Consider the following 24,374-nt stretch of genomic DNA (forward strand, 5'->3'; position numbering starts at 1 on the left):
GTCGCTAATCTGGAAGGGGGGTGGTGGACGCACTTGGGCTCGAACCAAGGACCCGCTGATTAAGAGACAGCGGCCCGCTCTCGTGCTTTTCCGACAAATCGACCCTGAAAGGCCTCTACGCCCCTCTTAGCAGGATAGAACATGTCGGAAAGCGAAAATGAGGCGACAGAGATCAGCGGCGCACCGCGAATCATCGTCGCCGGACAGCGGATCGGGATGCTTGTCACCGTCGAGCAGTTCACCCGCGATGGGGTCACATGGTGGCGATGCATGTGCGATTGTGGTCGGCCGTGGAGTGTCCGGAAGGGTGCCCTCGTGTCTGGTCGCAGCACCTCATGCGGATGCCGCCGCCGGCGAAGTACCGCCTGCCCTGCGGGGCCGGAGGTGCGCCTATGGCGAATCTGGCACAACATGCACCAACGCTGCCGCAAGGGGGGCGATTACTGGAAGCAGCACGGTTATGCGGATCGCGGCATCACGGTGTGTGAAGAGTGGCGCTCCTATCCCCGCTTCTACGCCTGGGCGATGAGCAATGGCTATGCCGACGACCTGACGATCGACCGGCGCGACAATGACGCCGGCTATCATCCGAGTAACTGCCGATGGGTGACCAATACGGTGCAAGCCCGCAACACCCGGCGGACGGTGTGGGTTGATCATCGCGGCACGCGTGTGTCGCTCGCCGAGGCTGTTGAGGACCTCGGTCTCGACTATGACGCCGCCTACAATAGGCATGTGCGAGCAGGTCGACCATTTCCGGACGTGGTTGGCGAGTTGCTAGGTGGATCTCCCTTTGCGGCCAGCTTTAATAGCGCTAACGCCATATGATGCCGTTTTTGAAGCGCCTCCTCAGCCATGCGTTTTCCGCGAAGTCTTGGGCCGCTATAGGCGGTCTAATTGTCGGTGGATGGGCGACGTTATGGCAGCTTAGTCTTAAAGTCGACGATACTGACTTTGTTATCATGGCAGGGGCCATGACCGTTCTTGCTCTGGGAAGCTGGATTGCCCTCATCACAGAGGGTTTCGCGGCTGACAAAGCTAAGATTAGTGCTGAGCAGGAATTTGTAAGGCTACACTTAAAGTTAGATGATATGGCTATTCATCTGGCTGCGAACCCGACGCGCATGTTAAGCGTTCGAAACTTGGAAAATGAACCGAACGGTCGAGTAGCGCGGCTTGTTTTTGAACTAACGAGAAGTATGCGAGAATGGGCTTTGGACTACGCAGAGCGGAGGAGCGCCACTATCTATTTGCCATCTCGTAACAGGGAGGAATGGGAGGAAGGCACTCGGAAAATGATGGCCCAATCAGCCCAGGACACAGCCGAATTTAATGAACGCTTTCGGCCTGAGGCCCTTGCACTCCGCCATGAAATGCAGCGCCGTCTGGGAGGCCGCTACACCCCAGCCCACAGACATACAGCCGTAGCCTTGGATCATGGCATGTTGGCTGGCGTTAATCCGGTGGACGAAGCGGCAGCGTATTTGGAGGATATGGCTCGTCAGCTTCCAGATTGACGTTAGGAGAGACCCGGCGAGCCTATTGCCTAACCGGGCGCCCCATAACCAAGGGGTGGACCGCCGCCCATACTCGTAAAATAAGCCTATGAGGCTTGCGTTGCAGCATCGACAAAGAGTTGCACGCTCCGGAACAAAGGTAGAACATCGCTAGCGCTGAATGAATCGGAGTCGCCAAACGAGCGGAAGCTGGGCGCGCGCGATCCGTGGGAGCCAGCGCTATGAGGCTGATGACGCGGGCTTAGCTGGGGACGTCGATCCCCGTGGCGTTGACCGTCGATCGATGGCAGCTTGCCCCGGCAGGCTTTGCGCGGGGCGCGATGTTCCGATAGCCGGCGCGGCGTGCCAACCGAATCTCTCGTCTTTCTCGCGTTCGCAGCGGCGTTCGTTGCTGCCGTCCTATTTCTGGCGTGGCTGGGACGTCACCGCGACTGATCCATGCCGTCCGACCAGGCACCAGATCGGCGCAGCTGCCGAATGATGCCGTTGAACGAAGCCGTCATCGACTGACCGCGGCCTATTTCGTGCGCCTGAAGGCCGCCCTCCCAAAATTGCACCAGTGGCCATCGCTCCGGGCAGTGCGGCCATAGGTATCGCAGCGCGAGGCGGATCGTCGCGTCATCCGGTGCGATCTGCGCGCCGGACGTCATCGCGTCGCGCAGGATTTGCACCGCAAGCTCGACCGTGATTCGCTGTTGCCGCTGCATTGCGCTATGGAACGTAACAGGAACAACAACGCAAGAGATTCGCAATGGCACGCTGCCGCCTCTGCACCAGCAACGACGTCGAGGCCGTCAACGAGCACCTCGCCGAGAAGCTGTGGGACAGCCGGATCGCCAATCTTGAGGACCACATTCCGTGGGAGGAGGCCGGCGCGACGTGGCAGGCCGCGTTCCGCGAGCTTGCCGTAGCCGCCCGGCAAGCGCTCAGTATGTGAGGGACCGCCGTTTAGCTTCGTTTTGGTTGTTTTATTCTGGGATAAGAGCGCTTTACGTCCAACTTCAAGATGCTTAACGAGAGATCAAGTATAGCCGGGGGCGGGGGTATGCAATTCGTCGAGTCGACCAGCGTTGGACCGGGTCTAAGCGCGCCTCCACGCAGGCTAAAAGTATTGATGCTTTCCAAGATCCCGATTGCCCCGGCATACGGCGGAAATAGGCAGCGTATACGAACCTTCGCCGCAGAATTACAGAGCTGTCACGACGTGGCATTCGCTTTGATTCCGTCCCGCCAATCCCGAGACATCGACATAGAGGCTCATAAAGCTTTCTTCGGTGGCGATCGATTTGTGCAGTTGCGGCGTAGCAAGCTAGGCGAACTGGTTTTCAATGCCAATATATTGCGGCGAAAAATACTAACTAAGTTTCTAACTACAATAGCATCGGATAACGTCGACTATCTCTTCGATAAATCGCTCGAAGGGGCTTGTCGGGAGGTGATTGAATCAGTCGACCCGGATATTGTCATTGTCGAATACGTTCACTTTTCAAAAATTCTTGAGTGGGTGCCCGCGGGCGCTTATAAGTTAATCGATACTCACGATTCGTTCTCTCGGGAGTTCACGCCTAGCGCCCAACGAAGAGGGTTGTCACGGGCCGATGCTGTGATCGCTATACAAGATCGCGAGGCCACAGAGTTTCGGACGCTGCTTGCCTCAGACGCGGCTACGAAGGTGATAACGGTCAGCCACATCGTTGCGGATCAGGTGGAGGTCAGCACTGAGCGGTGCGCCGGAGCCTCTTTCATTGGCTCTTACTTCGAAGCCAATAACGAGTCGCTGCGAGCATTGGTCGACCGCGTCATGCCGTTGGTCTTGGCCAAACGACCAAGCTTCAAGCTTCACGTCATTGGTGACGTTGGCCGAGCAGTGCCCGACTGCCCCTTTATCATCAAGCGGGGTAGGGTTCCTGTCGTGGCTGAAGCCTTGGCAGAGGCTCCGGTATTGGCGAACTATATCGTCAAAGGAACTGGCATCAAAATTAAACTCCTCGACGCCATGAGGATGGGCGTGCCGTGTGTCAGCACCGAGCTTGGGGCCGAAGGGCTGACTGCCGAGTTCATCGACGGTGTGACGGTCGCAGGCGACGATCAGCGATTTGCGGACGAGCTGATCCTCCTCTTTGATGATGCAGAGCGGCGCGCCATCCAATCAAGCGCTGCGCTGCGGGCGTCCTCACGCTGGAACGAGCGGCAGCGTCAGGCGCTACATGCGGTGATCAAAACTGATGGGACGTCTTTGGAGCAAGACCCTGACGATCACCTTCTAACGGCACGCGCGGCGTAAGGCTTGCCGCGCTGCGGGCACTGTCTCAATAGACGATTACCGTCTGCTGGAAGACGAGATCCTCGCCGCCGCTGGTCGGCGCGACAAAGGTGATCGTGGCGGCCCGCCCCGATGTGCCTCCGCGCAGCCAGTATTTCATGATCGCGCCTGCCATATCAACCCCGTCGACGGTCAACGTCGGATCGCTGCTGGTCGCGGCCGGATCGCCCGTGATGGTCTGTCCAGCCAAGTCCGCCGTCCAGTCCGCCTGATACTGCCGCTCCTCGGCCGGATATTTCGTGATCGACGACATGCAGATGCCCTTGCGGATGATGAAGGCGCGCGACCGGCGCGGCACGGTGAAGGATCGCTGGCGCGCGGGGACGACGAAGCGATGCTGCGGCAGGATGATGGCGGGGCCGACCGGGCGGTCGGGATCGCCGATGGCGGTTGCCGCGATCGTGATTGGCCCGAGCGTCGCCGCCCCGATGCCGGCGATCGGCAGCGACCCGGCCGCGACCGCACCGATCGGCGCCAGCTGCGCCGCGGCGCGCGCGGCGCGCGGCGCTGAGCCAACCGCCGCCACGGTGACAGCGCCGAGCGTTGCCGCCGCCTGGCCGCGCGCCGCCAGCTGACCGCCACCCGCCGCCGTGATCGCGCCGAGGGACGTGGCAGCCGCGGCCGACACCGGCAGCGCGCCGGCAGCCGCTGCCGTCACTGGCGCGAGGACGATCGCGGCTTGCCCGGTCGTCAGCTGACCGGTGCCGCCGGTTCCACTGGCAATCACCGGGCCCAAGGTCGCCGAGGCCGTTCCCGAAATGTCGGCACGCGACGCCGAGGTGCTGGTGACCGGGCCCAATGTCGCCGATCCCGCGCCGGAGACGGGGAGGCTGCCGCTCGCCGCCGCCGTAACGCTGCCGATCTGCGCCGCACCGGTGCCGGTGATGGGTAGGGCGCCCGCCGCCGCGCCGGTAATCGTCCCGGGCGCCGCCGCGCCGCTGCCGGAAACTGCTAGGCCCCCGGCGCCAGCCGCGCCGATCGGGCCCAGCGCAGATGAGGCTTGGGCCGCGATCGGCGCGCTACCCGCAGCGGTGCTGCTGACAGGCGAAAGTGTGATCGCAGCCGCGCCAGCGATCGCGAGCAGCGCAGTCGATGCCGCGGCCACCGCCGTCAGCGTCGTCGCTGCCGTTCCAGTCACACCGGTCGAGTCGCTAGCGTCAGCGACCATCGGCAGCCCGTTGATGTACGGGTTATCTGACTGGACGGTCTGCCCGGTGAAGGTCGAGTACCATTTCTCGATCAGGTACATTTCGTCCGCGGTCGCCGCGCGCTTGCCGACGATCGCGCCGAGCGACGAGCCCTTCTGAACGTAATAGTTGGTGTCGGCGCCCTTGATGCCGAAGGTGCCGAGGGTGGTGTTATAGCCGCCGGACGGGGTCTGCGAACCGCGCGCCATGCCGTCGACGCGAAACGTCGAGGTGCCGGACTTCCGGTTCACGATGAGGACGTGCAGCGTCGAGTTGTTGGTGGTGCCGGTGAGCGTGTAATCACCCTTGTCGGTCCGCATCCGGTAATCGGGATACGGGTTGTCGACCCAGTAGTTTGTCCCGCCCTTGTAGCCGCCGACGACCCCGTCCTGCGGCGCTTGGATGAAGATCATGCACAGGTCGGCGTTGCCGGTTGGTAGCCCTGACGTGTTCGTCATCAGGATACCGCCGTAGCTGGTGGTATCGCTGAAGGCGGTGTCGAAGCCGTTATATTGCCGGAGCAGGTGGCGCTTGGTCGCGTCCGCCGTGGCGCACGGCCGAGACCCGTTGTCGAATTTGTTCTCAATCGACGCGATTTTGCCGTTCGCGTCTAGCGTGACCGTGCTGCTGTCGGGGAAGTGATACCACCCGAGCTTGAAGTCGGCCGGGAGGTCTTGGGGCGTCCAGAGGTGCGCCATGCGGTCGTTCTCCCGGCCGTCGAAATCAGGCGTTCGGGGCGGTCAGCGTATAGCCGGTGACCGAGAACTTCTGCCCCGCGGCGAAATTGGTGTTGTCGACCGTCATGTCGCCGCCGCCGCCCGTCGCGGTAACCGTGCCCTGCAGGTGGCAGGTCGTCCCGTCAGCCGCGTAGATCCGATAGTGAGCAGCGGTGCCGGACGCGTCGGCGGCATCATCCGCCCAGGTGCCCTGCATGGCCTTCGTGCCGCCGCTGGCATTCGCCATCCAGTCGGCGGGTAGGGCGATCGTCGCCACGACGGTGCCGCTGTCGGCCGCGGCCGGGCTCGCTGGCGCCGCGCCGGTGCGAATCTTCAGGACGGGGGACGCGCCAACCGCCGTTTCGATCGAGTCGAGCAGCGCATTGCGGACGGCGGTAGAAAGCTGGATGGTCATCGTGATGGTCCTTGAGGTGGGGAAGGGTGATCGTCAGAGCAGCGGGGCGTCCGGATCGATCTCGTTGCTGAGCTTGCGGACGCGGTGGCCGGGCCACCATGCGTGTCTCGGACCCCAGACGATCGTCGAGCCTATGGGCGGGTCGTCGCCGATCGGGATGTAGAACAGCAGGCGCTGATCGTTCGGCCGGTCGACCAGCACGCGCCGCGCCGCCTCGTTGGTGTTCGGGACGGTGCCGGCTTCGACGTCGACGACGCGGCCGTTGCCGCTCACCGGATGCCGAACAGCGCGAGGATGCGAAGCGCGATGCCGCCGGCGCGGGTGGACGCGGTCTCGTTGTAGATCGCCTGCACCAGCCCGCGGCCGATGTCCTCAACGTCCTTGACCAGCACGTCGAGACCCTGGCCTTCCAGTAGATCGACGAGCGCGGGCAGCGTCTTGCCGAGCACGACGTCGAACTTCTGCTGCCCGGACAGGCTGCCGTTGTTGATGGTCTGGATGTCGTCACGGACAACCTGCGCGATCGGCAGCGTCATCAGCAGCGCAACAGCCTTCTGCGTGGCGGTGACGGCGACTTCGATCACCTCCTGCGCCTCGCTCGAGCGAAACAGCTTGGCGATGAACGTCGGCAGCTTGATTTTCATGATGATGCTCCTTGGGTGAACCTGTGGTGACGGGATGGTTCAGCCACCGGCGAGCCGCGGCCCGGTAGAGGGGCGGCATGGTACGGCTGGCGAAATGGTTGGTGGCGGTGTGGATGCGGCTCAGGCGCGCGGCGCGGGCGGCACAGCAGGACGAGCGGTCCACCCGCCGTCCGCCAGCGCGTCCTGAAACTGCGCGGCGAGCGCGGCGATCTGCGCGGCGCGATCGGTCCCGTTGATGATGCGGCGTGCCTGGGTAAACTGCGCGAGGCTGGCGAAGCCGGTCGACGGCAGATAGTTGGCCAGCCGTTTGCCGGTGAACCAGCCTTCGAGCATGCCCTCGACCATGATGCGCGCCGAAATCATCGGCTCAAGCGCCCGGTCATAGTTGCCGATCAGTGCGCCCTTCAGGCCGAGCTCGGCGTCGGCCTTTGCGTAATTGTAATCCCAGGTCAGCTGCACGTCGCCGCGGCCGTAGGCGATCTGCCCGCCATGCTTGCCAGGTACGCCATAGGCCTTGCCGCGTCCGCGGCCGATCTCGGGTACCGGACGCATGGTCTGCGCCGTCTCCCAGAACGACGTCGCCAGCCCGTATGCGACGTAGGCGATCGGACAGCCCGCCGCGCCGAAAGCGTCCAGCTTGCACTGGATGCCGGCCAGCTGCGCGGCGTTGATCGCGCCGCCTGCGAACATGGGCCGGATGCGATCGAAGAACGCCTTGGGGCGTGCGAGCGCGCGCGGCGCTGCGATCGCCGGCGCAGGTGCCGTCGTCATAGGTCGTTCCTTTGATTTCATAAATTGGGTGCGCTAGGTTGACCTAAGGCGCTGGCACCCCCTTCGCCTCGCGCCCCGCCCAGCTCTCTCCAAGCGTAAGGCGGGGCGCGTTATGCCCACCGTTGGATGCGAAATGGCAGCGCTCGCCTTGATCTACGTAAGAGCTTGCGACATCCTGCAGATGTTCGGTGTCATCAGACCGAGCCGCGCTCCGTCGTTGGTGGCAACTAAGCGAACGGAGCGCGTTACCCCTCGGGCTTGCTGGGCGGCGCCTGGGGCGGCTGGAACAGGTCGCTCCCACGCTTCACCCAGGCAAGGCATGCGCTGATGATCAGCACGCCGGCAGAGCCCAGACCCGTCCCGTAGACCAGCGCCCAGAACGGCTCAGGTCGTAGCCGGATGATCATGCCGGCGGTGAAGAGCAGCGTCAGCACGGAGACGGGGAGGTCGACGTTCCAGCGGTGATCCTTGCGGTCCTCCTGGCTGACGTAGAAGCGCACAGCGAGACATGCGCACAGTCCGGCAATCATGCTGCCGGCCTCGAACGGATAGCCGACGAAATGCCATACGACGGGGACGGACTCGGTCACGGTAGCTGCCTTGTCCTTTGCGAGCGCGGCCGCAGCCGCAGGGAGGACGGCGCCGACCGTCGCGATCGACCGCCACATCATCTCGTGGAGACCACGCCGATCGCCGCGATCAGGCTGAGGAGGAAGATACAGGTGGGCCGCTTCAGCTGATGCCGGGACGCCCAGAGGCGCGTCGGTAGCGGCACCTTGCGGAGGTGATCGGCCATGGATCGACCAGAGATTTCGAAGAGTGCGAGGGCGAGCAGGCCCAGTGTAAAGGCGATGGGATCGGTGAACCTCTGAAAAGTGAGCAGCCAGCCCGTCGCGTGCGCCTTTTCCGGATTCCAGCCCCAGAGGACCATCGCTGCGGGCCCAAAGCGAATCGCCATTGCGAGGCTGACCGTGCCGCCGAACGCCCGCCAGATCGTGACGGGATGGTGCAGTTTGTCGACGCCGCGGTGCTGCCATATGTCGCGAGCCATCTTCAGCGCCACCATGAGCGAGATGACGAAGCCCGCGGTGAAACCGGCGAGGTTCAAGACCACCAACCAGCCATGACCGTCGAACGATGGAGGGGCAATCGTCGCCGGCCCCTTCGCTACAGCCTGCGCCGCGAAGCTCGTGTTATTCATGGCGATCATGCCGCAGCACTGCGCAAGAGGTTGATCGCATATACGACATCGCCGGTGACCGTTGCGGCGTCGGGCGAATATGCGCCGCCAATGCGGCCTGCGACGGGGATGGTGAAGCCACCAAGGTTTTTGAATGTCGCGACGAGTGCGGCACCATAGTAGAGCTGGATTTGTGGCTGCAGATCGTTTCCCAGCGAGTATATCGCCCGGAGATCCGCCGAGGCAGGTTCGGTACCGCCAGGATGCGGCACCACGCCGATTGACGCGCTGCTGCCTGCTTCCGTGTTCGTCACATAGGCGTGGACGCCATCCGCGTCTTTCGTAGCGCCGTAGCTGATGCGGCGACCATCATCGGCCAGAACGGTCAGGAGGTTCACCCCGCTACCGGTCGCGCCCGTCAGCGAGATGGCCGCCTCGACCTTGTCGCCGACAAGTCCGAACGAGACGACAGACGTGGCGCCAGTGAGATGGCTTTCGGGAGGCAGCTCGAGATGACTGCCCGCCGTCAGTGCCCCGCGTCCTCGCAGTTCCCTTCTGTCGCGCACATAGGCGTTCGCACGGACCTGATATTCACGCGCCGGCAGCCCTGAGCGGGTAAACTCCAGGCTTTCGAATTGGCATGCCATCTTGGTCGTACCGGGAAGCGTCACCCGGATACGGTTCAGGCCGTAGCGTAGCCTCCCCAGCTCGATTGGTAGATCGGCCAGATAGTTGAACGGTGCTCCTCGATCGCCGAGGCACAATCGCCGATCAAGATAAGTCGCCTCGGCGAGGCGGTAGGCGTCGGCAGAGGTGACCCGCACGCGCGGCAGGTCGGCAATCTGAAGCGAGCCGCTGACGGCGCCGGAAAACATGCGAATGTGGGCGAGATAATCGACCTCGTCGATCCAGACGAAAGCATCGATCTGGTCGACGTTGGTGAACCCGGCAGTGTTGGTCCAGGCGCCGTAGCGGGCGTCGGCTGCAAGGTTGACAGTTGGCGTTTGGACGAGCGCGTCCGCCCAAACTTCAAATGCCCCGATCCCTTCGGCATCGGCACGGATTTGCCGAATATCTGCGCATAGCTGGGTGGCGACGAAGCCCGCCAGGAAGCCGTGGAAACGGTCACCGGGATGCACGAAGTCGGCTACCTCGACTGCCATCTTCACGCGGCCGTTGATCGCCCAGTAGCGCGTGCTGGCGGCATGACTGTCAATCATCTCGACACCCTGATCGCGACACCAGCGGCGCACCGCCGGGACGAGCTCCCGCAGCTGCCGGACGGAATAGCCGGGATTGATCACCGACAGGGGAAGCATGACGACCGGTACCGAGCCCGCGCCGCGCGCCGCGCCGCACAGCGCGCCAAGGCCTCGAAGATAGTCGGACACCATTGTCGCCGAGCCTGTGTTCGCATCGTTGAGCCCGAACATGATCAGCGTCAGATTGGGCGCCGACCCGTAATTCGGGTTGCCCGCGAAGATCGTCGCATACCAGTGCGCCGCCCAGTAGCTGTCGCCGAGCAGCGACTGGCCGCCATATCCGCCGTTCCAGACTTGGATGTTGCCGTTGCCGTAGTGGTCCCGCAGGATCTGGCGCAACACCGCAGGCCACGCATTCGGGGCTTCGTCGGTGTGGTTCGTCGATGCAGCCGGGATCACGCCCCAGGTCTGGCTGGCGCCGTTGGTAGGATTGGCGGTCGAGCTGGTCGTCAGTGCGCCATCGGTCGTGCTATCACCGATGCAGCCGATCGTTACCGCCGCGCCACGTGCTGCCGTGCCGATGATTTGCCCGGCACTGGGAAGGTCGGGGCGTATGTCGCCAATCCGACCTGCGAAGCTCCAGGCCCGCCCCGCGCTGTCGAGGATATAATCTCCGCCGTTATCTTCGCGACGCGAGAGCGGGCTCGGCAGGCGACGATAGCTGCCGATTCGGTCTTCGACGCGTACCGTGTCGCCGTCAAAGCCGTTGGTCGATCGGAGGTCATTGACCGTCGGCACAGATAGCCCGAGCTTTTGCCGCATGGCTCGACGTTCATCAGTCTCATCGCTGATGGTCTCCGCATCTACCGCGCCCGCACCAAGTGGCCCGGAGGGCTTGCCTGGGGGGCCCTGCGCACCCGCCAGCGTCACCGAGATGACAAGATCGCCGATCGCGAAAGTCGAACTGCCCGCTACCAATTGGGAACGGCTCATGTTCGCCGTCTCGCCATACCCGGATGAAAGCAGCGCGTTGTCCGCCCCGGTTACCCCGGCCTCGACGACGAAAACGCCTCCGATCCATTTAGCCTTTTGGCCGCCAGATGGAGTGACCTGCATATCCCAGGCGAAGATGCTGCTTTCGCTTTGATCATCCTTGAAGGGCATACCCTCCATGGTGGTTTCGTTGATGCGAATGCCGAGCGTGCTGACCGGCACCCCATCGGCCGCTTCGACGCTGATAAGGCGGACACCTTCGGCCGCGGCCGTGCTGACCTTCGCCAGATCAATCAAAGGTGTGCCTGGCGTGTTCGGACGATCCCGCACCTGCAGGCGGAAGTCCGCTCCGGTCAGATCGACTCCGACGAAGCGCATCGTCTGATTGAGCGCCTGCCAGCGTGGACCACCCAATGCGGTCACGGCATAACTTTGCATCGATGTCTCCGGGGGTGAGAAGCGACCCGATCAATAGTCGGGCTGGGTCGCCTTGATGTTGTGGCTGAGGATGCCGTTCGAGACGTAGGTATGGGCGTCGGTGACGGTGATCTTGACCACCGGCCGCGTGCCCGAAACGCGCGCCGCGCCCGGCAGATCGCGCATCATCATCCACTCGCCGGTATAGACCCGGTGATCACCGGTGGCGCGAAGCTGCTGCCCGCCGATGATCGCCGACCAGACGTCGTCGCTGTCGACGATCTCGATGGCCTCGACCGGGAAGAAGCCCCAGCGCAGCGTGGTTTCGTGGCGAGTCCAGACGCGATCGCCGACGACGATGCTGCCGGCCGGCTTCTCGCTCATGTCCGCCATCAGGATCGGCGTGTCTGTCGTCGGGCAGTTTCCGCCAGGCGGCGTCGCGCCGCCGCCGCTCGACGGCGGCGAGCCGGCAGTCGGGATGATCGCGTAGCCGAGATAATGCCGCCCAGGATGATCCGGGGAAGCGCGAGCGGCAATATCGTCCTCGTTGAGCAGATAGGTCACCGCGCCGCCAACCCGATCGGGATCGTCGTAACCGATCGCGCGGAAGGTGCCGGCAGCCAGCCCGCTGGCGATCGCTTTACCCGTCACCGCGACGTCGGCATGGCCGTCGGTATAGCGCCGAGTGTGATCGCTGATCGTGATCGTGCCGTCCGCCGCCGCCGTGATCGAGAGGCCGATCGGGAACGAGGTGGCGATCGCCAATTGCAGCGCCGAAGCGTTCTCGAGCGGATAGCTGGGCGGGACAGAGAGGTCGGGGGTGGGCGGCGCCGCGCCAGTCTTGCCGAGGCAGAAAGGGTGCTTCGAATGCGTCTCGGACCGGCAGGTGAGGGTCACGGTCATCGTGCTGCCCTCAATCTCGCGATTTCGGACAACGACGTCACGGGCGGATAGGGCGGCGTCTGGGATATCGACCGTCAGGCAGTCGCCTGGACGATAGCCGAGCGCATAGACCTTGCAGGGCAGGACGATGCCGTCGAGCTCGCGGCCGTTGAACACCGTGTACAGCCCTAGCTGTGCGCCCTGATCGACCTGTTGGACCAGCGGGAATGTCACTTCGCTTGGCCGGCTGCCACCGTCCGCCGTGACATAGTCCGGAATGGCGATGGCATCGAGCGGCACTTCCTCCCAGCCGTGGCTTTCGAGGTGGACGCGCGCGATTACGGTGTTGCGGCGCTGGCGGCGTGACGCGGTGCCGGGCACATCAACATCGCCGGTGATGTCGTTCGAGACGATTGTTCCGATTGACACCCGCGGGGCGTTGAAGCTGCACGACAGCTGTGCGCCGACCGGGAAGACCTCGCCGCCGCCCGCCTGGGCGATCATCTTGAGGATGTCCCAGCTATTGTCGCTGGTTGTGTAGACGACCCCGCCGACCTTCCAGTTGTTCGCGTCGCAGACGTTCGCCCAATCGACGAACGGGGCCATATCAATCCCGTCGGCATCAATACCGCCGCCGGCGATCAGGACGCCATTCTGGTAGCGGCCGAACGCCCAGGTGATCGCATGGAGGGCTGGGTTCTCCGACCAGACATAGGTCGCCTCTTGCCCGAGCCGGCACGTGCCCGATCCGCCGCCGGTATAGGTGCTATCGAGACGCGGGTCGTAGACGTAGACGCCTTCCACGACGCGCCCACGCTGCGGCACGCCGTTCGGGTAAATCTTGCCCTTGTCGTCGTATTTCAGCGTCCAGAGGTCGGCGGCGAGACCCGATAGCAGGCTCGTCGATCCCCAGCCGGCGAAGGCGCCTTGCGGCCCGGCCATCGCGCGCGTTTCGGGGCAGGCTCCGAGCTGCTGATCCAGCCACATATAGCCGCTGTAGCTGCCGCCGACCGCCGTGCCATTCAGGCTCGTCGCGACCTTGTTGATCAGGAGCGGGCCAAGGCTGCGGACCGGGCCGATGCTGTGGACAGTGACCCAGCTCTCCATGCTGTTCTTCGAGCCGTAATACTGGCGATGGACCACATTGCCGCCGCTGTAGGTTCGGCCGAAGATGACCGGCATGCCGGCATCCTTGTCGATCTTGAACTGGGTTGCGCTGCCGCCGACGGTGCCTTTCGGCGCGGTTGCCGCAGCCGCGATCGACAGCAAACCGGCCGTTACGCTGGCCACCGTAGCGACAGTCGCTATGGTCGCGGTGGTCGCGGAAGCGGCTAAAAGCCCCGCCGAGACTGCCGCGCCGACGCCGGTGGCGGCGAGAGCTACAGCACCGACCACGAAGGCAGCGGTTCTTAGGGCTTTCGCCACGGCGCCTCCTTCGGCGATAAGATGAGCATGACCATGCTCGTCGCTCTGATTCTTTTGGCCGGAGGAGATGGACCCATCTCCAAATTCAGTACTCGATCGCCAGACGCCGTCGTCACCAGCGCCCGCGCCATGGGGGATGTCGAACGATGCCTGATCGACGCGGACGGGCGGTTACCGCCTAACGTCTATCGGCAACCCGACCGCCCAGATGAAGTGACGTTGCTGTGGCTGGGGCCGAATGGTCTCGCCCAAGCACGGGCCGATATTCATCGCGAGCAAACCGGTAGCAAGGTGACTTCGTGGGGAGTGGGAAAAGCAGCGAGGACTTGCGCTGGCGCCTAAATCAGGCCCGCCATGCGCCTACGAACTGGACCGGTTGCAATATCTCGGCCGCGCCGGAATCTTCATGGAAGCCAAGCACCCGACCATTGCCCACGGCGATGGTCAGCGCGCCATCAAGCGGAGCTTGGCCGGGGATCATGACGATGTCGGCGACGCGCGCCGCGGCGGGCGCGATGCGCTCCAGCCCGAGAGCGTCGAGCGCGCCTGCCAGGCTGTCGTGCCCCGCGCGCTTCAGCGCCAGCATCGCGCCGGCTGCGGTGGTATAGCTGCCGGCCTTCCCAAGCTGCGGCCGATGACCCATCTTGCGCAGCACGAACGCGGCCATGCGGACACAGTCGTTCTTGCCCAGCTGCCACGGCTGGCCCTTGAAGCGGTCGACCGCCGCCTGCGCCGCCTGCTGCCGGCGGATCATCTCGATCATAGCCCCATGGCTCCCAAGAAGCTGGCGCGCGTGGTGCCGCTGATTACCGAAACAGCCGATGGGGGCTTCTCTACGCCCCAATAGCTCGTGCGCTCGATCCCGGTCATATTCGCCAGCCCGGCTTCGCCAGGCCATACCAGCTTGTGCCAGGCGTCAGACAGCCGCGCGCCGATCTCCTGATCGTGGAACGGCTCGAGCGCAGAGGTGCAGCGCCATTCCACTGAGCGCGTGCCCTTGCCGATTCGCAGCCGGGGCACGTCGAGCTCGCCGGCGAACAGTTGCAGCGGATCCGGGATGATCTGGCCTGTCGAGCGATCGACTACCGCCAGCCAGCCGCGCACCTTGCCGCCTTGGGCCGTCGCCGATGCCAGCGCGGCCGCGGCCACGCTACTGGGCGGGACGAACGTCAGGTCCCAATCCGGGGCTTCGTCGCCGACGCCATCCTTCAGCGTGCCGGCAGCAACCAGCGAGCCGAACATGTCGTCGCTGCCGGTGAAGAGCTTGTCGCCCCACAGCACCTCGCCGGCGCCGACGAGGTGCCGCATGATGTACCCGGGCAGCACCACCTCAACGAGGGGCGCAAGCGGGTGCTGACCGGATCGCAGCGCGGCTGACGCCTGCGGCGTGAGCCGGAAGGTCATTTCCGCTCCTGGATGGTGAAGGCGAGCGGCTTGGTGCGGTTGCGCTCGAAGCCAGCCCCCTTGTCGAAGCCGATCAGCTGCCCCTCGATCATGGGATCGTCGAAATGGCAGACGTCTCCGTCGGTCGTGACGAAGCGAAGCATCGGCCAGATTGGAAGCGCCACCTTGCCGTTGGCATCCGCCATCGCCCGCCCTCGCACCATGTGGACGTAATGGACGCCGCCATGAACGATGCTGAAGAAGCGCCGTACGAACTCAGTTTGCCGATAAGCGCCTCGCAGGTTGAGCGTCGAGCCGGTCTGGCCCGCACCGTCCACTACGATGCCGCTGCCGATCGGGCGGGGCGCATTCGGTAGACGCAGCTGCATCCGAGCGTCAGCTGTCGTCGCTTCCATGAGCAGGCCGATCAGGTCGCGACTTTCGGCGTCCTGTCGCAGCTGCGTCGTGCTGACGTCGACGGCAAACCGATCGCCGATCCGAGAAATCTGCAGATCCTCGCCTCCAAGAACTCCTTCCTGATTGGCGGAGAAGAGGCGAGGGCGGATCATCAGATCAGCGATCCGCGTCCACGGGATGAAGACGCTCAACGGAAGCGCCCAAGACGGCGCGCCGCTGCACGCGTGCCGTCCGCCTGGCTCATCGCCGCGCCGCCCGCGGCCCCCTGCATAGCCGCGCCGGCGTCACCCGCGTTGATCCGCTCCCAGAACTCAGGCGTCATCAGATTTCCCGAGAAATGGTTGTGCGTCACCGACGGCGACGGATTGTCGTTCGCGAACAGGCGGCGCGTCTCCTGCGCCGTGGTGACGCGCGAGCCGCGGGGCATGCTGACGATCTCCGGCCCGTTCTCGCCAACCAGTGACATGCCGCCCGACCAGAATTCGGTGCCCGCCGCATTGGTGCCCGGCTTGAACAGCTTGCCGATGTTCCCGATCGCCGAGGACAGCGTCGGCAGCGCCTTGTCGCCGTTGATCAGGTTCTTCAGCGGGTTGAGCAGCGCGAGCGTGATGAACTCGTTCTTCAGGCTGTTGAGGATGGTTTTGCCCGCATTGCCCCAGCTGGACCAAGTGTCCTCGCTGAGCACTGTGCTGACGAAGTCGGATCCGTAGCTGCGAAGCTCGTCCAGGGAGGAGGTGACGGCCTTGACCTTGGCCTCGTCCTGCTCCGCCATCTTGTCGACGCGGTCGCTGATGTTCCGGCGCGCTCCCTCGACGGCATCGCCCATCGGATCGTCGGTGCCGAACAGCTTCTTGAAGGTCTCGTATCCCTCCTCAGCCTTCTTCTTTGCGTCGGCGTGATAGGCTGCCAAGCGAAGACCGTTGCCCTCGTCGATCGTGAGCTTGCCGGCGCGGACCAGCGTGTCGATCTTGGCGAGCGTATCGGCATAGGCCTCCGCCGCGGCGCGCGCGGGGTCGTAGGCCCCCACGACCTCCTTCAGATCGCTGGTAAGGTCCTTCTCGGCCTGGGCAGCTTCGCGCGCCTCCTTGGCGGCGTCCTTCCGATCCTGAGCCGCGGCGCGTGCGGCCTCGCCCGTCTTCCGGAAGGCGATATGATAATGATCGCCCTCGTCGAGCGCTTCGGAGAGGGAGACGCCGGCCTGCCGATAGGCGGCGACGAGCTTCGCGAGCGTCACGCCGCCGGATTTCGCAATGTCGAGCGCTTGGCCGGACTCATGGTTGCTCGTGCCGGGCTTCGCTGCCAGTGCCGCCCACGGGCCGGTGCCGTTCTTGTAGGCCATGTACCGATCGTACAGCCGCTGTTGTTCTTCGCGCGAGCGAACGCCGCTGGTGACGCGGCCGCCTATGCTTTCGGCGATTCCACGCGCTTCGCTGAGCGTGACGTTACGGCCGATCTGATTGGTCGTCTGATTGGCTGCGCGCTGGCGCTCCTGCTCGGCCTTCAGCGCCGCCTGCCGGTTCCGTTCGATGTCGGCAAACTGCTGGCGCGAGATCGCGCCGACCGTTCGGCCCTGATCGACCGCCGCCGCCTTCGCCTTCATCAGCGCGGCGACCTGATCGTCGTACATCTTGTTGATGCGCGCGATCGGGTCAGTCTGGTTGCGGACGTCGACCTTCGCCTGGTCCGCCGCGAGCGCGAGCCGGGACCGTTCAAGGTTCTCCTGAGCCCGTGCCACCGCAGTGGTCTGGTCAGCCAACTGGCGGCTGATCGCGTCGACCTGTGCCTGCTTGGTGGCCACGCCCATGGTGGCAACCTCGCTACGCTCGCCGCCGGCGCGCGAGGCGTTGATCTCTGCCTGCAGGATCGCGCGCGCGTCTTCCAGGCGGGCCGCCGTCTTCGCGCGGATCGCCATCTCTTCGGCGAGGTTCGCGCGGGCGTTGATGTTGTTCTGCTCGACAGCCGACCGGTCTGCGGCGATCGACTTACGGGTTGCGTCAGTGCTGTCACGGATCGCCTGGGCCACGCCCTCCACAGAGTGCGCAAAGGCGATCTTCGCCTGCCGGTTGACCTCAGAAGCCTCGGCGTCTTCCTTCAGCTTCTTGATCGCCTCGTCGAGCGCATTGTTGCCCTCGAACAGCTTGGCGACGAATGGCGACAGGACCAGCAAGGCGACCTGCGCCGCAATACCCCAAGGCCCCATCAGGATGTTGGCGAACTGCTGAGCTTTGCCGCCGGCGTACTGCAGCTGCCCGGCCAGCTGCCCGCCCTGAACGACGAAAGCCTGGAGAGGATTGCCGCCCATGCTGATCTGGACGAAGAGATCCTGGATCTGCGGCGCGGCCGCGGCAAACGCGTTGCCGGCCTTCTTCGTCGTGCCGCCTACGGCATCCAACGCGGCCTGTTCCATCCGGAGCTTCGCGACATACTCGTCGAGCGAAATATTGCCGCTGCTGATCAGCGCGCGAGCTTCGCCGATTTCCTTGTTGAAACGCTGCTGCGCGGCGAAGACCGGGTCGATCGCGGCCCGCAGCGCATTGGCCTTGGCGGCTGCCTGCTCCTCCGCAGCGAAAAGCTCTCGGAACGCCGCGGCCGACTCGCGCGCCGTGCCCTCGTATTGACCGAAGCCGGTGCTGTTCGTGGTGTTGATGCGGACCTGCGTCGGCGTTTGTGACGCGACAAGCGACATCTTCGCCGCGGCATTGGCTTGCCGCTGAAGGGCCGCCTCGACATCCTTCGTGGCCGAGTCGAACGATCGCGACCAGCGCTTTGCCTGTGCGTCGCCGGTGTCGCCGATCTCTACGAAATCGGCCTTCACCTGCGCCTTGCCCTCGGTGCCGAGGCGGATTGCTACGGAACGCGGCATTCCATCCTCCTCAGTCGGGTGCTTCGTCGGGCACCAGGTTGCCGATGATCGCGCTCTCAGCCGCCGGCAGCACGTCGGCGAGCAATTCCATGTCGGCGCCGAGCGCGGTGCCCATGGCCATCACGGCATTGAAGTCGAGGGCGAAGGGTTGCCCCATGCCGACGGTGCGGACCTGCCGGTCACAGGCGTTCAGGACGTCCCAGACGATTTCTGCATCTTCGTCCTGCGGGGCTTCCGCGCGGTAGGGGCACGCTTCGCACCGGCCTTTGGCGCCGGCGTCGCAGGAGAGGGCGCAATATCGCTCGCCTCGGTCGCCGCCGCCCCAGTGCCACTCGGAGAGGCGGCGAAGGCGTTTTTTGCCCGCTCACGAACGACGAAGGGGATGACATAGGCGGCGTCGAACGCCTCGAACGTCAATGGATCGGAGAGGACGAGCGCCTTATTCTCGTCGGTGCATTCCAGCACCTCGCCGGGGCCGGCGTCGTCACCATCTGCCATCAGGCAGACGTCCTTCCAGTCGATGATGCCCTGCATCAGCAAGGCATGGCTCAGCGCGTCGCCGAGCTCCGCCACTTGCTCTTCGGCCGACCCGGATTCCGACCCCTCATGCTCATCGCGCCCGAGCACCGCCAGCGCGGCGCGGCGCGCGCGGCGCAGGCCGGCGCGGTCGATCGGCGCAAACAGCACCTGAGCCCCCATGACGGGCTTCCATTCCGGCCCCGCCGGCCGACGCGCGACCAGCATCAGTAGGCCGCGACGTCGGTCTTGAGCACGGCGCGGGTGCTGAACCCGCCGGTGCCGCGCGACGCCTGCCAGTTGAACTGTGCCTGGATGCCGTTGGGGCCGGTGATCGGGCGCTTTGGCTTTGGCAGGAAGACGCGGGGCACGAGGAAGACGAGGCTGAAGCCGGTTCCGAACGACCAGCCGAACGCGAGGTCAACCGGAGTGCTGCCGGTCGCCGCGGCGAGCAGCGTCAGGTCGGCGAAGCGGACCGTGATCGATCCGGTCGCCTGCGCCATGCCGGCGTCGCTGTCCTCGATCCGGCCGTCCGACTGGATCGTCTCGACCTTCTCGAGGTTGTTCGAGAAGGTGAAGTCGGCGCTGACAACGGAGCCGAGCGCCTGGCCGCCCTTGTTGACGTAGCCTGTCGCCTGCGGGAATCGGACGGTGTCGAGGGTGGTGGGGCTCGCTGGGCCGGCGGTCGTGCTCGCCGGGTCCGTCTCTCCGATGCAGATCAGGCTGCAGGTGGCGTTGAGCAGGCCGGACCGCGACATGGCGATGCGCAGCTGATTGCCGCGCGCGCCGCGGTTGACGGTATAGGCCGGCACCTCGGGCGAGCCGACCTCAAGCGATATCGACGGCAGCACCTGGGCGCCCGACGTGAACGTGTGGGTGTAGCCGTCGGTGGCGTTGCCCGTGACCGCAGCGTCGCCGAAGAACAGCTTGAGCCAGCGGCCGAAGTTCCTTGCATCGACCGGGACCACGACGTCGCCGTCGTTCGTCGCAACGTCGGGCGTCGGATCCTGCATCTCGCGACCTTGGCCGAGCAGGTCGCTGGCGATCAGCGGACGCTCTTCGCCGAGGCTGTGGCTGACGATCGGCAGGCCGAACCAGCCGCCATTGGTCGCCGGGACGGTGCCGGGCGTGGTCTCGAAGGCGCCGATGACCTTGGCGTTCGAGCCGCGCGCCCGCTTGGTAGGCGTGAGAGCCATTGGCTATCTCCGATCAGGTGAGGGGTGAGGTTGTGGTGTAGCTGGCGACCAGCATGAGGTCGGCGCCGCGGAGAGGGATCGCCCCGTCGGTGAAGATGTCGTCGGTCGCCGGCGCCATGGCGTCGAGATAGGTGCAAAGGCCGCCGAGAAAGCGGTCAGCGGCGATCGCCGCATCGATCGCCATCAGCATGTCATCGAGCGCCTCTTCGGCAGTGCGTCCGGCGCTCTTATAGGCGGTGACCTCAATCGGGATGCTGTGATCGTAATTGTACCGGGCGGGCGATAGGTCGATCTCGGGCTGTCCCGGATCGCCGGTGCGGACGATGACGCGCCCGCCATCGGGTACGCGCTGCGGCGCCACCTCATCGCCGTCGAGCCCCATCACCTGGGCACCGGGCAGTGCGGCGGTAATTGCATCTTTCAGCGCTTTCAGCACGTCGAGGCGATGGCTCATAGATCACCCAATCTGCGGCTGAAGGACTCGCTGAAGCGATCGGCCCAGCGGTCGGCGACCGCTTCGATGTCGAGCAGCTTCGGCATGCGGACGGTGCGGCGCAGGACGAACATCAGCACCGGCGCGACCTTCCGGCCTTGGCGGATGCGTCCGGTCGTCGCGTTTCGTGATCCGCGCCCATTCCGTGCCCGGATCACGTCAATGAAGGCCAGCAGGGTGCCGTCGCGCCCTCGCCGGATCTGAAAGTCGTTTTCGAAGGCGTTCTCGACCTCTTCCGGCGACATCGCGCCGCCCCTTATGGTCTGACCACGGCGGTTCACGCGACCGCGCGCCCGTGGCACGTTCTTGGTCGGGATCCAGAGGTATTTCGCGCTGCCGACCGGTCGCACCGTGGCACCACGATTGAAGCTGTCGACGATATCGGGCGCGTTCGACCAGATATAGCCGCCTGGGGTCAGGCTGACGCTCGACCGCGGATAGACCTCGCTGCGCCAGGTGTTCGCCAGCCGCGTCCCCAAGCCAGCGCTTGTGACCTGCGCGCGAAGCTCCTGTTTGGCGAGCGGCGTCGTCTCGCGCATCGCGGCGCTAGCCATCTTGGCGAGGTCGCCTTCGATGCCGTCCAGTTGCGCGCGTAGATCGCCGAAGCCGACGTCAACGCGCATTGGGCTCCGCGCCGACGGTCCACGTCAGCCCTTCGAGGTCGAGCTTGCCGTCCCCCTGGATCGAGTACACCTCGTCACCGATGAACAGCTGGGCGCCGTGCGCCGGCCGATCAACCTCAGACATGCGAATCTCGAAAAGGTTGGTCGCCTGGATGATCTGGGAATCGCCGAATCGAGCTTCGACATCCGGCTGGCTCCGGATCACGCGGATCTCGCGGATAGGGCCATGCTCGGGAATATAGACCGCCGCCGCGGAGCCGGGCGCGTAGAAGAGCGCGTCTAGCGCCGCGGCGAACGGGTCCATATCAGGCGACGTAGCCCAGCTTCACGCGCGCGGTAGCGTCGCCCGAAGCTGCGGCGGCCGTCGCGACGCCGATCTGGGTGTTGTTGGTCGACGTCGTCGTGACATTGAACGCCGTGTTGTCCCAATAGAGCTTCTGGCCCTGGGTGACGGCGCCGGCAGCCTTCGGCAGATCGAAGACGCCGCGAGTGACCCCGGACAGGGTGGCGCCCTGCGCGGCATCGACGGACGCGATCGCGAAGATCGAGCCGACAAGAAAGCCGGCACCCGAGGTGAGTGCGCGAGGAGCGACAAGGTCGAGATTGTCGCCAGGCTGAACGAAGTTCTTCATCGTCGGTGCTCCTTATTCCGCCGGCGCGCGGTGGGCGCGGATCGCGGCGATGATGTCGGCCTTCTTGGTCGCGCCATGGGTGGGGACGCCTTCCTTGGTGACGAGCAGGCCCAGGTCGACAAGCGTTAGGTCTTCGAGACCGTCTTCGTCTTCCTGATCGTCTTCGCCTTCGCCCTCATCGGCGATCTCGTCGGCGAGGCCGGTCTCGATCAGGTGATCGGCGAGGTCGCTATCGACCGTGACCGGACCCTCGGAGGGGTGATGGACGGGGCCGCCGATCGGGAGCGGCTGCCGCAGGCTGATGGTTTTCATGTGCTGTCTCCCGGCGACGGAGCGCTGCCCCGCCGCCTATGTGCTGGATGGGCGGCTTAGTAGGCCGGCGACTTGTAGAAGCCGCGGTAGTCGAGCGCGGCCGCGCCGACATCGAGGCGCGCCTTGTTCTCGACGCCGTCGACGTCGAAGCCGACGCGGGTGTCGGTGAACAGCTCTTCCTGCCCGAGGAGGTGGTCGAGCTCGATCGTGTCGAAGGCGTTGGGGTCAGCCGACAGCATCCAGCTGTTATCGGTGATCCGCGGCTCGACGATCACCTGAAGGCGGCCGGCAAACGGGTTCACTGCGCTGTTGGTGTTAGCGGTGATCGCGGCGACGAACTGGTCGGCCGCCGTTTCCTGCGCCGGGCCGACGATCAGATAGGTCGCGCCGATGTTGAGGAAGCCACCCTCGTTGCTCTTCTGCTGGCGCATGGCCTGACGACCCTTGCCGACGTTGACGACGTTGATGTCGCCGCCCGTCGCCGCCAGGTTGCCGTGGCTGGCATGGAACAGGGGGATGCCGTCGGACATGGCGGGGTTCGACAGCAGGATGCCCCAGACCAGATCGCTTTCGAGATCCGCGGCCTTGCGACCGAACATGGTCGGCAGGCGGCCGAACAGGTTCTGGTCGTCGTTCACGATCGCCTGGCGGGTGATCGCGATGATCCGGCCATAGGTGTACAGCCGGTAGGTCATGCCGGTGTCGGTGATCGCACCCCGCTTGAATTCGCCGTTCTCGGGCACGTTCAACAGCGCCGGCGCGTCGCCGAGGCCGATGATCTGCGCCGGCTTGAAGTCGGGCAGGGTGCCGATCGAGACGATCGGGCGGAACGTCTGGGGGGCAGCCACGAACGCCGCGCGGACGCGACGGCTGGTCACGGCGCCGAGCGCATTGGCGAAGTCGCTGGTCGTCAGCGCTCCATAGCGCATGCCGAGTGCCGCGCCGGCGATATCGAGACGGCCCATGCCGCGGGTGTTGATGCCCGTGCGGCCGAGATAGTCGCGCGCCAGTTCCATCATGGTGAGGCCACGGAACTCGCGGGCGGCCTCCATGCGCTGCGCGCGGGTGCGGCCCGGCTCGTCCGGCAGCTGCGTATCGGGATTGGCGCGGAGCATCACCGCGTCCTCGACCGCCTGCCGGTATCCTTCGGTTTCGGTCCCGCTCGCGCCCGCGCGGGCGTCGATGGTCGGGCGATCGCTGATCAAGCGCTCATTGACGCGGCCGAGTAGATCGGCCTCGCTCAGCGGCGTGGCCTCGTTCGCACGGATCAGTTCGGCTGCGAATTCGCTGCCGAGCGAGGCCGAACGGCCGCAGAGGTCCAGGATGCGCGAAGCCGACACGCCAGCCGCCCGCTGCTCGGTGACGGGCGCCGGAGTGGTGGTCTGGTTCGGCTCGGTCCGGGTCGCGCCGTTCGGCTCGACGACCACGGTGGTGTCAGCGGCAGGCTGCGCGGGAGCAGCGGCGCCACGGTTGGCATTCGGGTGGGCGACGCCGCCGCCCGGCAGGTTGCGGTGCATATCTTCTTCCTCTTGTGATCCGTGAGCGGTGGTGGTCCCTGGTGCGGATCGAACCACGGCGTTCGGATCGGCGGGAACTGGGACGAGACTGGCTTCGAGGAGCTCCCAGGCGACGGCGCGCCACGTCTCGTTATCGTTGTCGTCGGTGGCGGTGATCTGCCAGCGGGTGACGCGGTAACCGATCGAGATCGCCCGGAGCTCGCCACGCGAGACGCGGGCCTCGATCTCCTGACCGGTGGCGGTCTGATCGAATTGCAGAGTACCGATCAGCTGGCTGCCTTCAACCCGCACCGTGGTGACGCGGCCGATCTGCGCGCCGACCTCGTACTGGTTGTGGGTGTCGAGAAGCGGGCACACCCCGCCAGCGACGCGAGCGAGATCAATCGCTTCCGCGCTGATCTCGAGCTCTTCCGTGAAATAGTAGCGCTGCACCGCTGCGCCGGTCGACAGAATGGCTTCGACGGTATGCGCGTCAGCGTCGTAGCTGTCCGGCGCGAGGGTCAGGCTGCGCGTGCCACGGCCGCCGGCCTGAGGCTGTCGCCGCTCTTCCGGATCAGCGCCGGGACGCTGGCCGGGAGTTTCGCGGGTCAGCATGCCGGCGACCGCCGAGCCGAGCAGCGCACCTGCGACAATGGCGGTCTTGCGGTTGCTGCGCGCAGGCGGCAGCGGGGCGTCGACCGTGTCGCCGATCTGGCGCGGCGCATCGTCGGCGCGCGGGCGCGCCGTGGTGGGCTTGGTCATGAGGCTTGC

The 24,374-nt window shown here is 65.2% G+C and carries 28 protein-coding genes and 1 tRNA gene; 5 read left to right on the top strand and 24 right to left on the bottom strand.

Annotated elements, in window-relative coordinates:
- Nucleotides 1-21: 21 nt before the first annotated feature.
- Nucleotides 22-123 (bottom strand) — tRNA-Lys (locus PBN85_RS07455).
- Nucleotides 124-141: 18 nt separating this feature from the next.
- On the opposite strand from PBN85_RS07455, the gene PBN85_RS07460 reads away from it, so the two are divergent.
- Together PBN85_RS07460 and PBN85_RS07465 are read left to right on the top strand one after the other, a co-directional pair.
- A complete protein-coding gene (locus PBN85_RS07460) occupies nucleotides 142-828 on the top strand; it encodes a hypothetical protein (protein ID WP_271300617.1) in 687 nt (228 codons plus the stop codon).
- Nucleotides 828-1,517 carry a hypothetical protein gene (locus tag PBN85_RS07465; RefSeq protein WP_271300618.1) on the top strand — a complete coding sequence of 230 codons (690 nt, stop codon included), beginning with the start codon at nucleotides 828-830 and terminating at the stop codon, nucleotides 1,515-1,517. Before PBN85_RS07460 ends, PBN85_RS07465 begins: the two co-directional genes overlap by 1 nt.
- Before the next feature lie 422 nt (nucleotides 1,518-1,939).
- Here PBN85_RS07465 and PBN85_RS07470 read toward each other — a convergent pair whose 3' ends face one another.
- Nucleotides 1,940-2,224: a hypothetical protein gene (locus PBN85_RS07470; RefSeq protein ID WP_271300619.1), complete on the bottom strand. Its 285-nt coding sequence runs from the start codon at nucleotides 2,222-2,224 to the stop codon at nucleotides 1,940-1,942.
- A gap of 44 nt (nucleotides 2,225-2,268) precedes the next feature.
- Between PBN85_RS07470 and PBN85_RS07475 the strand changes: the two genes are divergently transcribed.
- Together PBN85_RS07475 and PBN85_RS07480 are read left to right on the top strand one after the other, a co-directional pair.
- Nucleotides 2,269-2,454, top strand: a complete 186-nt coding sequence (locus tag PBN85_RS07475) for a hypothetical protein (protein WP_271300620.1) — start codon at nucleotides 2,269-2,271, stop codon at nucleotides 2,452-2,454.
- Nucleotides 2,455-2,631: 177 nt separating this feature from the next.
- Nucleotides 2,632-3,801, top strand: coding sequence for a glycosyltransferase (locus PBN85_RS07480; RefSeq protein ID WP_271300621.1), 1,170 nt, complete (start codon nucleotides 2,632-2,634; stop codon nucleotides 3,799-3,801).
- A 25-nt stretch (nucleotides 3,802-3,826) separates the two neighbouring features.
- Here PBN85_RS07480 and PBN85_RS07485 read toward each other — a convergent pair whose 3' ends face one another.
- The 9 genes from PBN85_RS07485 to PBN85_RS07525 form a co-directional block, all read right to left on the bottom strand.
- A complete protein-coding gene (locus tag PBN85_RS07485) occupies nucleotides 3,827-5,725 on the bottom strand; it encodes a phage fiber-tail adaptor protein (protein WP_271300622.1) in 1,899 nt (632 codons plus the stop codon).
- Nucleotides 5,726-5,750: 25 nt separating this feature from the next.
- A complete protein-coding gene (locus PBN85_RS07490; protein ID WP_271300623.1) occupies nucleotides 5,751-6,158 on the bottom strand; it encodes a hypothetical protein in 408 nt (135 codons plus the stop codon).
- Nucleotides 6,159-6,191: 33 nt separating this feature from the next.
- Nucleotides 6,192-6,431, bottom strand: a complete 240-nt coding sequence (locus PBN85_RS07495) for a hypothetical protein (RefSeq protein ID WP_271300624.1) — start codon at nucleotides 6,429-6,431, stop codon at nucleotides 6,192-6,194.
- On the bottom strand, nucleotides 6,428-6,802 hold the full coding sequence (locus PBN85_RS07500; RefSeq protein ID WP_271300625.1) for a hypothetical protein: 375 nt from the start codon (nucleotides 6,800-6,802) through the stop codon (nucleotides 6,428-6,430). Before PBN85_RS07500 ends, PBN85_RS07495 begins: the two co-directional genes overlap by 4 nt.
- A 120-nt stretch (nucleotides 6,803-6,922) precedes the next feature.
- Nucleotides 6,923-7,573, bottom strand: coding sequence for a hypothetical protein (locus tag PBN85_RS07505; protein ID WP_271300626.1), 651 nt, complete (start codon nucleotides 7,571-7,573; stop codon nucleotides 6,923-6,925).
- Between the two features lie 245 nt (nucleotides 7,574-7,818).
- Nucleotides 7,819-8,244 (bottom strand): hypothetical protein, encoded by a 426-nt coding sequence (locus tag PBN85_RS07510; protein ID WP_271300627.1) that lies wholly within the window; start codon nucleotides 8,242-8,244, stop codon nucleotides 7,819-7,821.
- Nucleotides 8,241-8,783 (bottom strand): hypothetical protein, encoded by a 543-nt coding sequence (locus PBN85_RS07515; RefSeq protein ID WP_271300628.1) that lies wholly within the window; start codon nucleotides 8,781-8,783, stop codon nucleotides 8,241-8,243. The genes PBN85_RS07510 and PBN85_RS07515 overlap by 4 nt, the downstream gene beginning before the upstream one ends.
- Complete coding sequence (locus tag PBN85_RS07520; protein WP_271300629.1) at nucleotides 8,780-11,386, bottom strand: SGNH/GDSL hydrolase family protein; 2,607 nt, start codon at nucleotides 11,384-11,386, stop codon at nucleotides 8,780-8,782. Before PBN85_RS07520 ends, PBN85_RS07515 begins: the two co-directional genes overlap by 4 nt.
- 30 nt (nucleotides 11,387-11,416) lie before the next feature.
- Nucleotides 11,417-13,672 carry a Hint domain-containing protein gene (locus PBN85_RS07525; RefSeq protein WP_271300630.1) on the bottom strand — a complete coding sequence of 752 codons (2,256 nt, stop codon included), beginning with the start codon at nucleotides 13,670-13,672 and terminating at the stop codon, nucleotides 11,417-11,419.
- 27 nt (nucleotides 13,673-13,699) lie between these two features.
- Between PBN85_RS07525 and PBN85_RS07530 the strand changes: the two genes are divergently transcribed.
- Nucleotides 13,700-14,014, top strand: a complete 315-nt coding sequence (locus PBN85_RS07530; RefSeq protein WP_271300631.1) for a hypothetical protein — start codon at nucleotides 13,700-13,702, stop codon at nucleotides 14,012-14,014.
- Nucleotide 14,015: 1 nt separating this feature from the next.
- Here PBN85_RS07530 and PBN85_RS07535 read toward each other — a convergent pair whose 3' ends face one another.
- The 13 genes from PBN85_RS07535 to PBN85_RS07595 are packed head-to-tail and all read right to left on the bottom strand — an operon-like array spanning nucleotide 14,016 to nucleotide 24,365.
- Complete coding sequence (locus PBN85_RS07535; protein WP_271300632.1) at nucleotides 14,016-14,435, bottom strand: DUF6950 family protein; 420 nt, start codon at nucleotides 14,433-14,435, stop codon at nucleotides 14,016-14,018.
- The gene (locus PBN85_RS07540; RefSeq protein ID WP_271300633.1) at nucleotides 14,432-15,076 is read right to left on the bottom strand and encodes a hypothetical protein; all 645 of its coding nucleotides are present in this window, start codon (nucleotides 15,074-15,076) and stop codon (nucleotides 14,432-14,434) included. The genes PBN85_RS07535 and PBN85_RS07540 overlap by 4 nt, the downstream gene beginning before the upstream one ends.
- Nucleotides 15,073-15,663 carry a hypothetical protein gene (locus PBN85_RS07545; protein ID WP_271300634.1) on the bottom strand — a complete coding sequence of 197 codons (591 nt, stop codon included), beginning with the start codon at nucleotides 15,661-15,663 and terminating at the stop codon, nucleotides 15,073-15,075. The genes PBN85_RS07540 and PBN85_RS07545 overlap by 4 nt, the downstream gene beginning before the upstream one ends.
- Complete coding sequence (locus tag PBN85_RS07550) at nucleotides 15,660-18,335, bottom strand: D-alanyl-D-alanine carboxypeptidase family protein (RefSeq protein ID WP_271300635.1); 2,676 nt, start codon at nucleotides 18,333-18,335, stop codon at nucleotides 15,660-15,662. Before PBN85_RS07550 ends, PBN85_RS07545 begins: the two co-directional genes overlap by 4 nt.
- A gap of 10 nt (nucleotides 18,336-18,345) precedes the next feature.
- Nucleotides 18,346-18,492 carry a DUF7697 family protein gene (locus PBN85_RS07555; protein ID WP_271300636.1) on the bottom strand — a complete coding sequence of 49 codons (147 nt, stop codon included), beginning with the start codon at nucleotides 18,490-18,492 and terminating at the stop codon, nucleotides 18,346-18,348.
- 32 nt (nucleotides 18,493-18,524) lie between these two features.
- Nucleotides 18,525-19,034: a hypothetical protein gene (locus PBN85_RS07560; RefSeq protein WP_271300637.1), complete on the bottom strand. Its 510-nt coding sequence runs from the start codon at nucleotides 19,032-19,034 to the stop codon at nucleotides 18,525-18,527.
- 44 nt (nucleotides 19,035-19,078) lie between these two features.
- On the bottom strand, nucleotides 19,079-20,047 hold the full coding sequence (locus tag PBN85_RS07565; protein ID WP_271300638.1) for a phage tail tube protein: 969 nt from the start codon (nucleotides 20,045-20,047) through the stop codon (nucleotides 19,079-19,081).
- Between the two features lie 13 nt (nucleotides 20,048-20,060).
- On the bottom strand, nucleotides 20,061-20,501 hold the full coding sequence (locus PBN85_RS07570) for a hypothetical protein (protein WP_271300639.1): 441 nt from the start codon (nucleotides 20,499-20,501) through the stop codon (nucleotides 20,061-20,063).
- A complete protein-coding gene (locus tag PBN85_RS07575; RefSeq protein ID WP_271300640.1) occupies nucleotides 20,498-21,163 on the bottom strand; it encodes a DUF6441 family protein in 666 nt (221 codons plus the stop codon). Before PBN85_RS07575 ends, PBN85_RS07570 begins: the two co-directional genes overlap by 4 nt.
- Nucleotides 21,153-21,467, bottom strand: coding sequence for a head-tail joining protein (locus PBN85_RS07580; RefSeq protein ID WP_271300641.1), 315 nt, complete (start codon nucleotides 21,465-21,467; stop codon nucleotides 21,153-21,155). The genes PBN85_RS07575 and PBN85_RS07580 overlap by 11 nt, the downstream gene beginning before the upstream one ends.
- Nucleotide 21,468: 1 nt before the next feature.
- On the bottom strand, nucleotides 21,469-21,795 hold the full coding sequence (locus PBN85_RS07585) for a DUF2190 family protein (protein WP_271300642.1): 327 nt from the start codon (nucleotides 21,793-21,795) through the stop codon (nucleotides 21,469-21,471).
- A gap of 12 nt (nucleotides 21,796-21,807) precedes the next feature.
- Nucleotides 21,808-22,107 (bottom strand): hypothetical protein, encoded by a 300-nt coding sequence (locus tag PBN85_RS07590; RefSeq protein WP_271300643.1) that lies wholly within the window; start codon nucleotides 22,105-22,107, stop codon nucleotides 21,808-21,810.
- Between the two features lie 56 nt (nucleotides 22,108-22,163).
- On the bottom strand, nucleotides 22,164-24,365 hold the full coding sequence (locus tag PBN85_RS07595) for a prohead protease/major capsid protein fusion protein (RefSeq protein ID WP_271300644.1): 2,202 nt from the start codon (nucleotides 24,363-24,365) through the stop codon (nucleotides 22,164-22,166).
- Between the last annotated feature and the right edge of the window lie 9 nt (nucleotides 24,366-24,374).

Source organism: Sphingomonas sp. CV7422 (genome assembly GCF_027945725.1).
In the GTDB taxonomy this organism is placed as follows: Bacteria; Pseudomonadota; Alphaproteobacteria; order Sphingomonadales; family Sphingomonadaceae; genus Sphingomonas; species Sphingomonas kyungheensis.

Excerpts from the sequence above, each read along its gene's own strand:
- PBN85_RS07485 (WP_271300622.1), bottom strand. The coding sequence starts at position 5,725 with ATGGCGCACCTCTGGACGCCCCAAGACCTCCCGGCCGACTTCAAGCTC.
- PBN85_RS07565 (WP_271300638.1), bottom strand. The coding sequence starts at position 20,047 with ATGGCTCTCACGCCTACCAAGCGGGCGCGCGGCTCGAACGCCAAGGTC.
- PBN85_RS07465 (WP_271300618.1), top strand. The coding sequence starts at position 828 with ATGCCGTTTTTGAAGCGCCTCCTCAGCCATGCGTTTTCCGCGAAGTCT.
- PBN85_RS07475 (WP_271300620.1), top strand. The coding sequence starts at position 2,269 with ATGGCACGCTGCCGCCTCTGCACCAGCAACGACGTCGAGGCCGTCAAC.
- PBN85_RS07500 (WP_271300625.1), bottom strand. The coding sequence starts at position 6,802 with ATGAAAATCAAGCTGCCGACGTTCATCGCCAAGCTGTTTCGCTCGAGC.
- PBN85_RS07470 (WP_271300619.1), bottom strand. The coding sequence starts at position 2,224 with ATGCAGCGGCAACAGCGAATCACGGTCGAGCTTGCGGTGCAAATCCTG.
- PBN85_RS07595 (WP_271300644.1), bottom strand. The coding sequence starts at position 24,365 with ATGACCAAGCCCACCACGGCGCGCCCGCGCGCCGACGATGCGCCGCGC.
- PBN85_RS07560 (WP_271300637.1), bottom strand. The coding sequence starts at position 19,034 with ATGGGGGCTCAGGTGCTGTTTGCGCCGATCGACCGCGCCGGCCTGCGC.
- PBN85_RS07490 (WP_271300623.1), bottom strand. The coding sequence starts at position 6,158 with ATGACCATCCAGCTTTCTACCGCCGTCCGCAATGCGCTGCTCGACTCG.
- PBN85_RS07510 (WP_271300627.1), bottom strand. The coding sequence starts at position 8,244 with ATGATGTGGCGGTCGATCGCGACGGTCGGCGCCGTCCTCCCTGCGGCT.
- PBN85_RS07570 (WP_271300639.1), bottom strand. The coding sequence starts at position 20,501 with ATGAGCCATCGCCTCGACGTGCTGAAAGCGCTGAAAGATGCAATTACC.
- PBN85_RS07480 (WP_271300621.1), top strand. The coding sequence starts at position 2,632 with ATGCTTTCCAAGATCCCGATTGCCCCGGCATACGGCGGAAATAGGCAG.
- PBN85_RS07590 (WP_271300643.1), bottom strand. The coding sequence starts at position 22,107 with ATGAAAACCATCAGCCTGCGGCAGCCGCTCCCGATCGGCGGCCCCGTC.
- PBN85_RS07520 (WP_271300629.1), bottom strand. The coding sequence starts at position 11,386 with ATGCAAAGTTATGCCGTGACCGCATTGGGTGGTCCACGCTGGCAGGCG.
- PBN85_RS07505 (WP_271300626.1), bottom strand. The coding sequence starts at position 7,573 with ATGACGACGGCACCTGCGCCGGCGATCGCAGCGCCGCGCGCGCTCGCA.
- PBN85_RS07540 (WP_271300633.1), bottom strand. The coding sequence starts at position 15,076 with ATGACCTTCCGGCTCACGCCGCAGGCGTCAGCCGCGCTGCGATCCGGT.
- PBN85_RS07550 (WP_271300635.1), bottom strand. The coding sequence starts at position 18,335 with ATGCCGCGTTCCGTAGCAATCCGCCTCGGCACCGAGGGCAAGGCGCAG.
- PBN85_RS07555 (WP_271300636.1), bottom strand. The coding sequence starts at position 18,492 with ATGGGGCAACCCTTCGCCCTCGACTTCAATGCCGTGATGGCCATGGGC.
- PBN85_RS07530 (WP_271300631.1), top strand. The coding sequence starts at position 13,700 with ATGACCATGCTCGTCGCTCTGATTCTTTTGGCCGGAGGAGATGGACCC.
- PBN85_RS07575 (WP_271300640.1), bottom strand. The coding sequence starts at position 21,163 with ATGCGCGTTGACGTCGGCTTCGGCGATCTACGCGCGCAACTGGACGGC.
- PBN85_RS07580 (WP_271300641.1), bottom strand. The coding sequence starts at position 21,467 with ATGGACCCGTTCGCCGCGGCGCTAGACGCGCTCTTCTACGCGCCCGGC.
- PBN85_RS07460 (WP_271300617.1), top strand. The coding sequence starts at position 142 with ATGTCGGAAAGCGAAAATGAGGCGACAGAGATCAGCGGCGCACCGCGA.
- PBN85_RS07515 (WP_271300628.1), bottom strand. The coding sequence starts at position 8,783 with ATGATCGCCATGAATAACACGAGCTTCGCGGCGCAGGCTGTAGCGAAG.
- PBN85_RS07535 (WP_271300632.1), bottom strand. The coding sequence starts at position 14,435 with ATGATCGAGATGATCCGCCGGCAGCAGGCGGCGCAGGCGGCGGTCGAC.
- PBN85_RS07585 (WP_271300642.1), bottom strand. The coding sequence starts at position 21,795 with ATGAAGAACTTCGTTCAGCCTGGCGACAATCTCGACCTTGTCGCTCCT.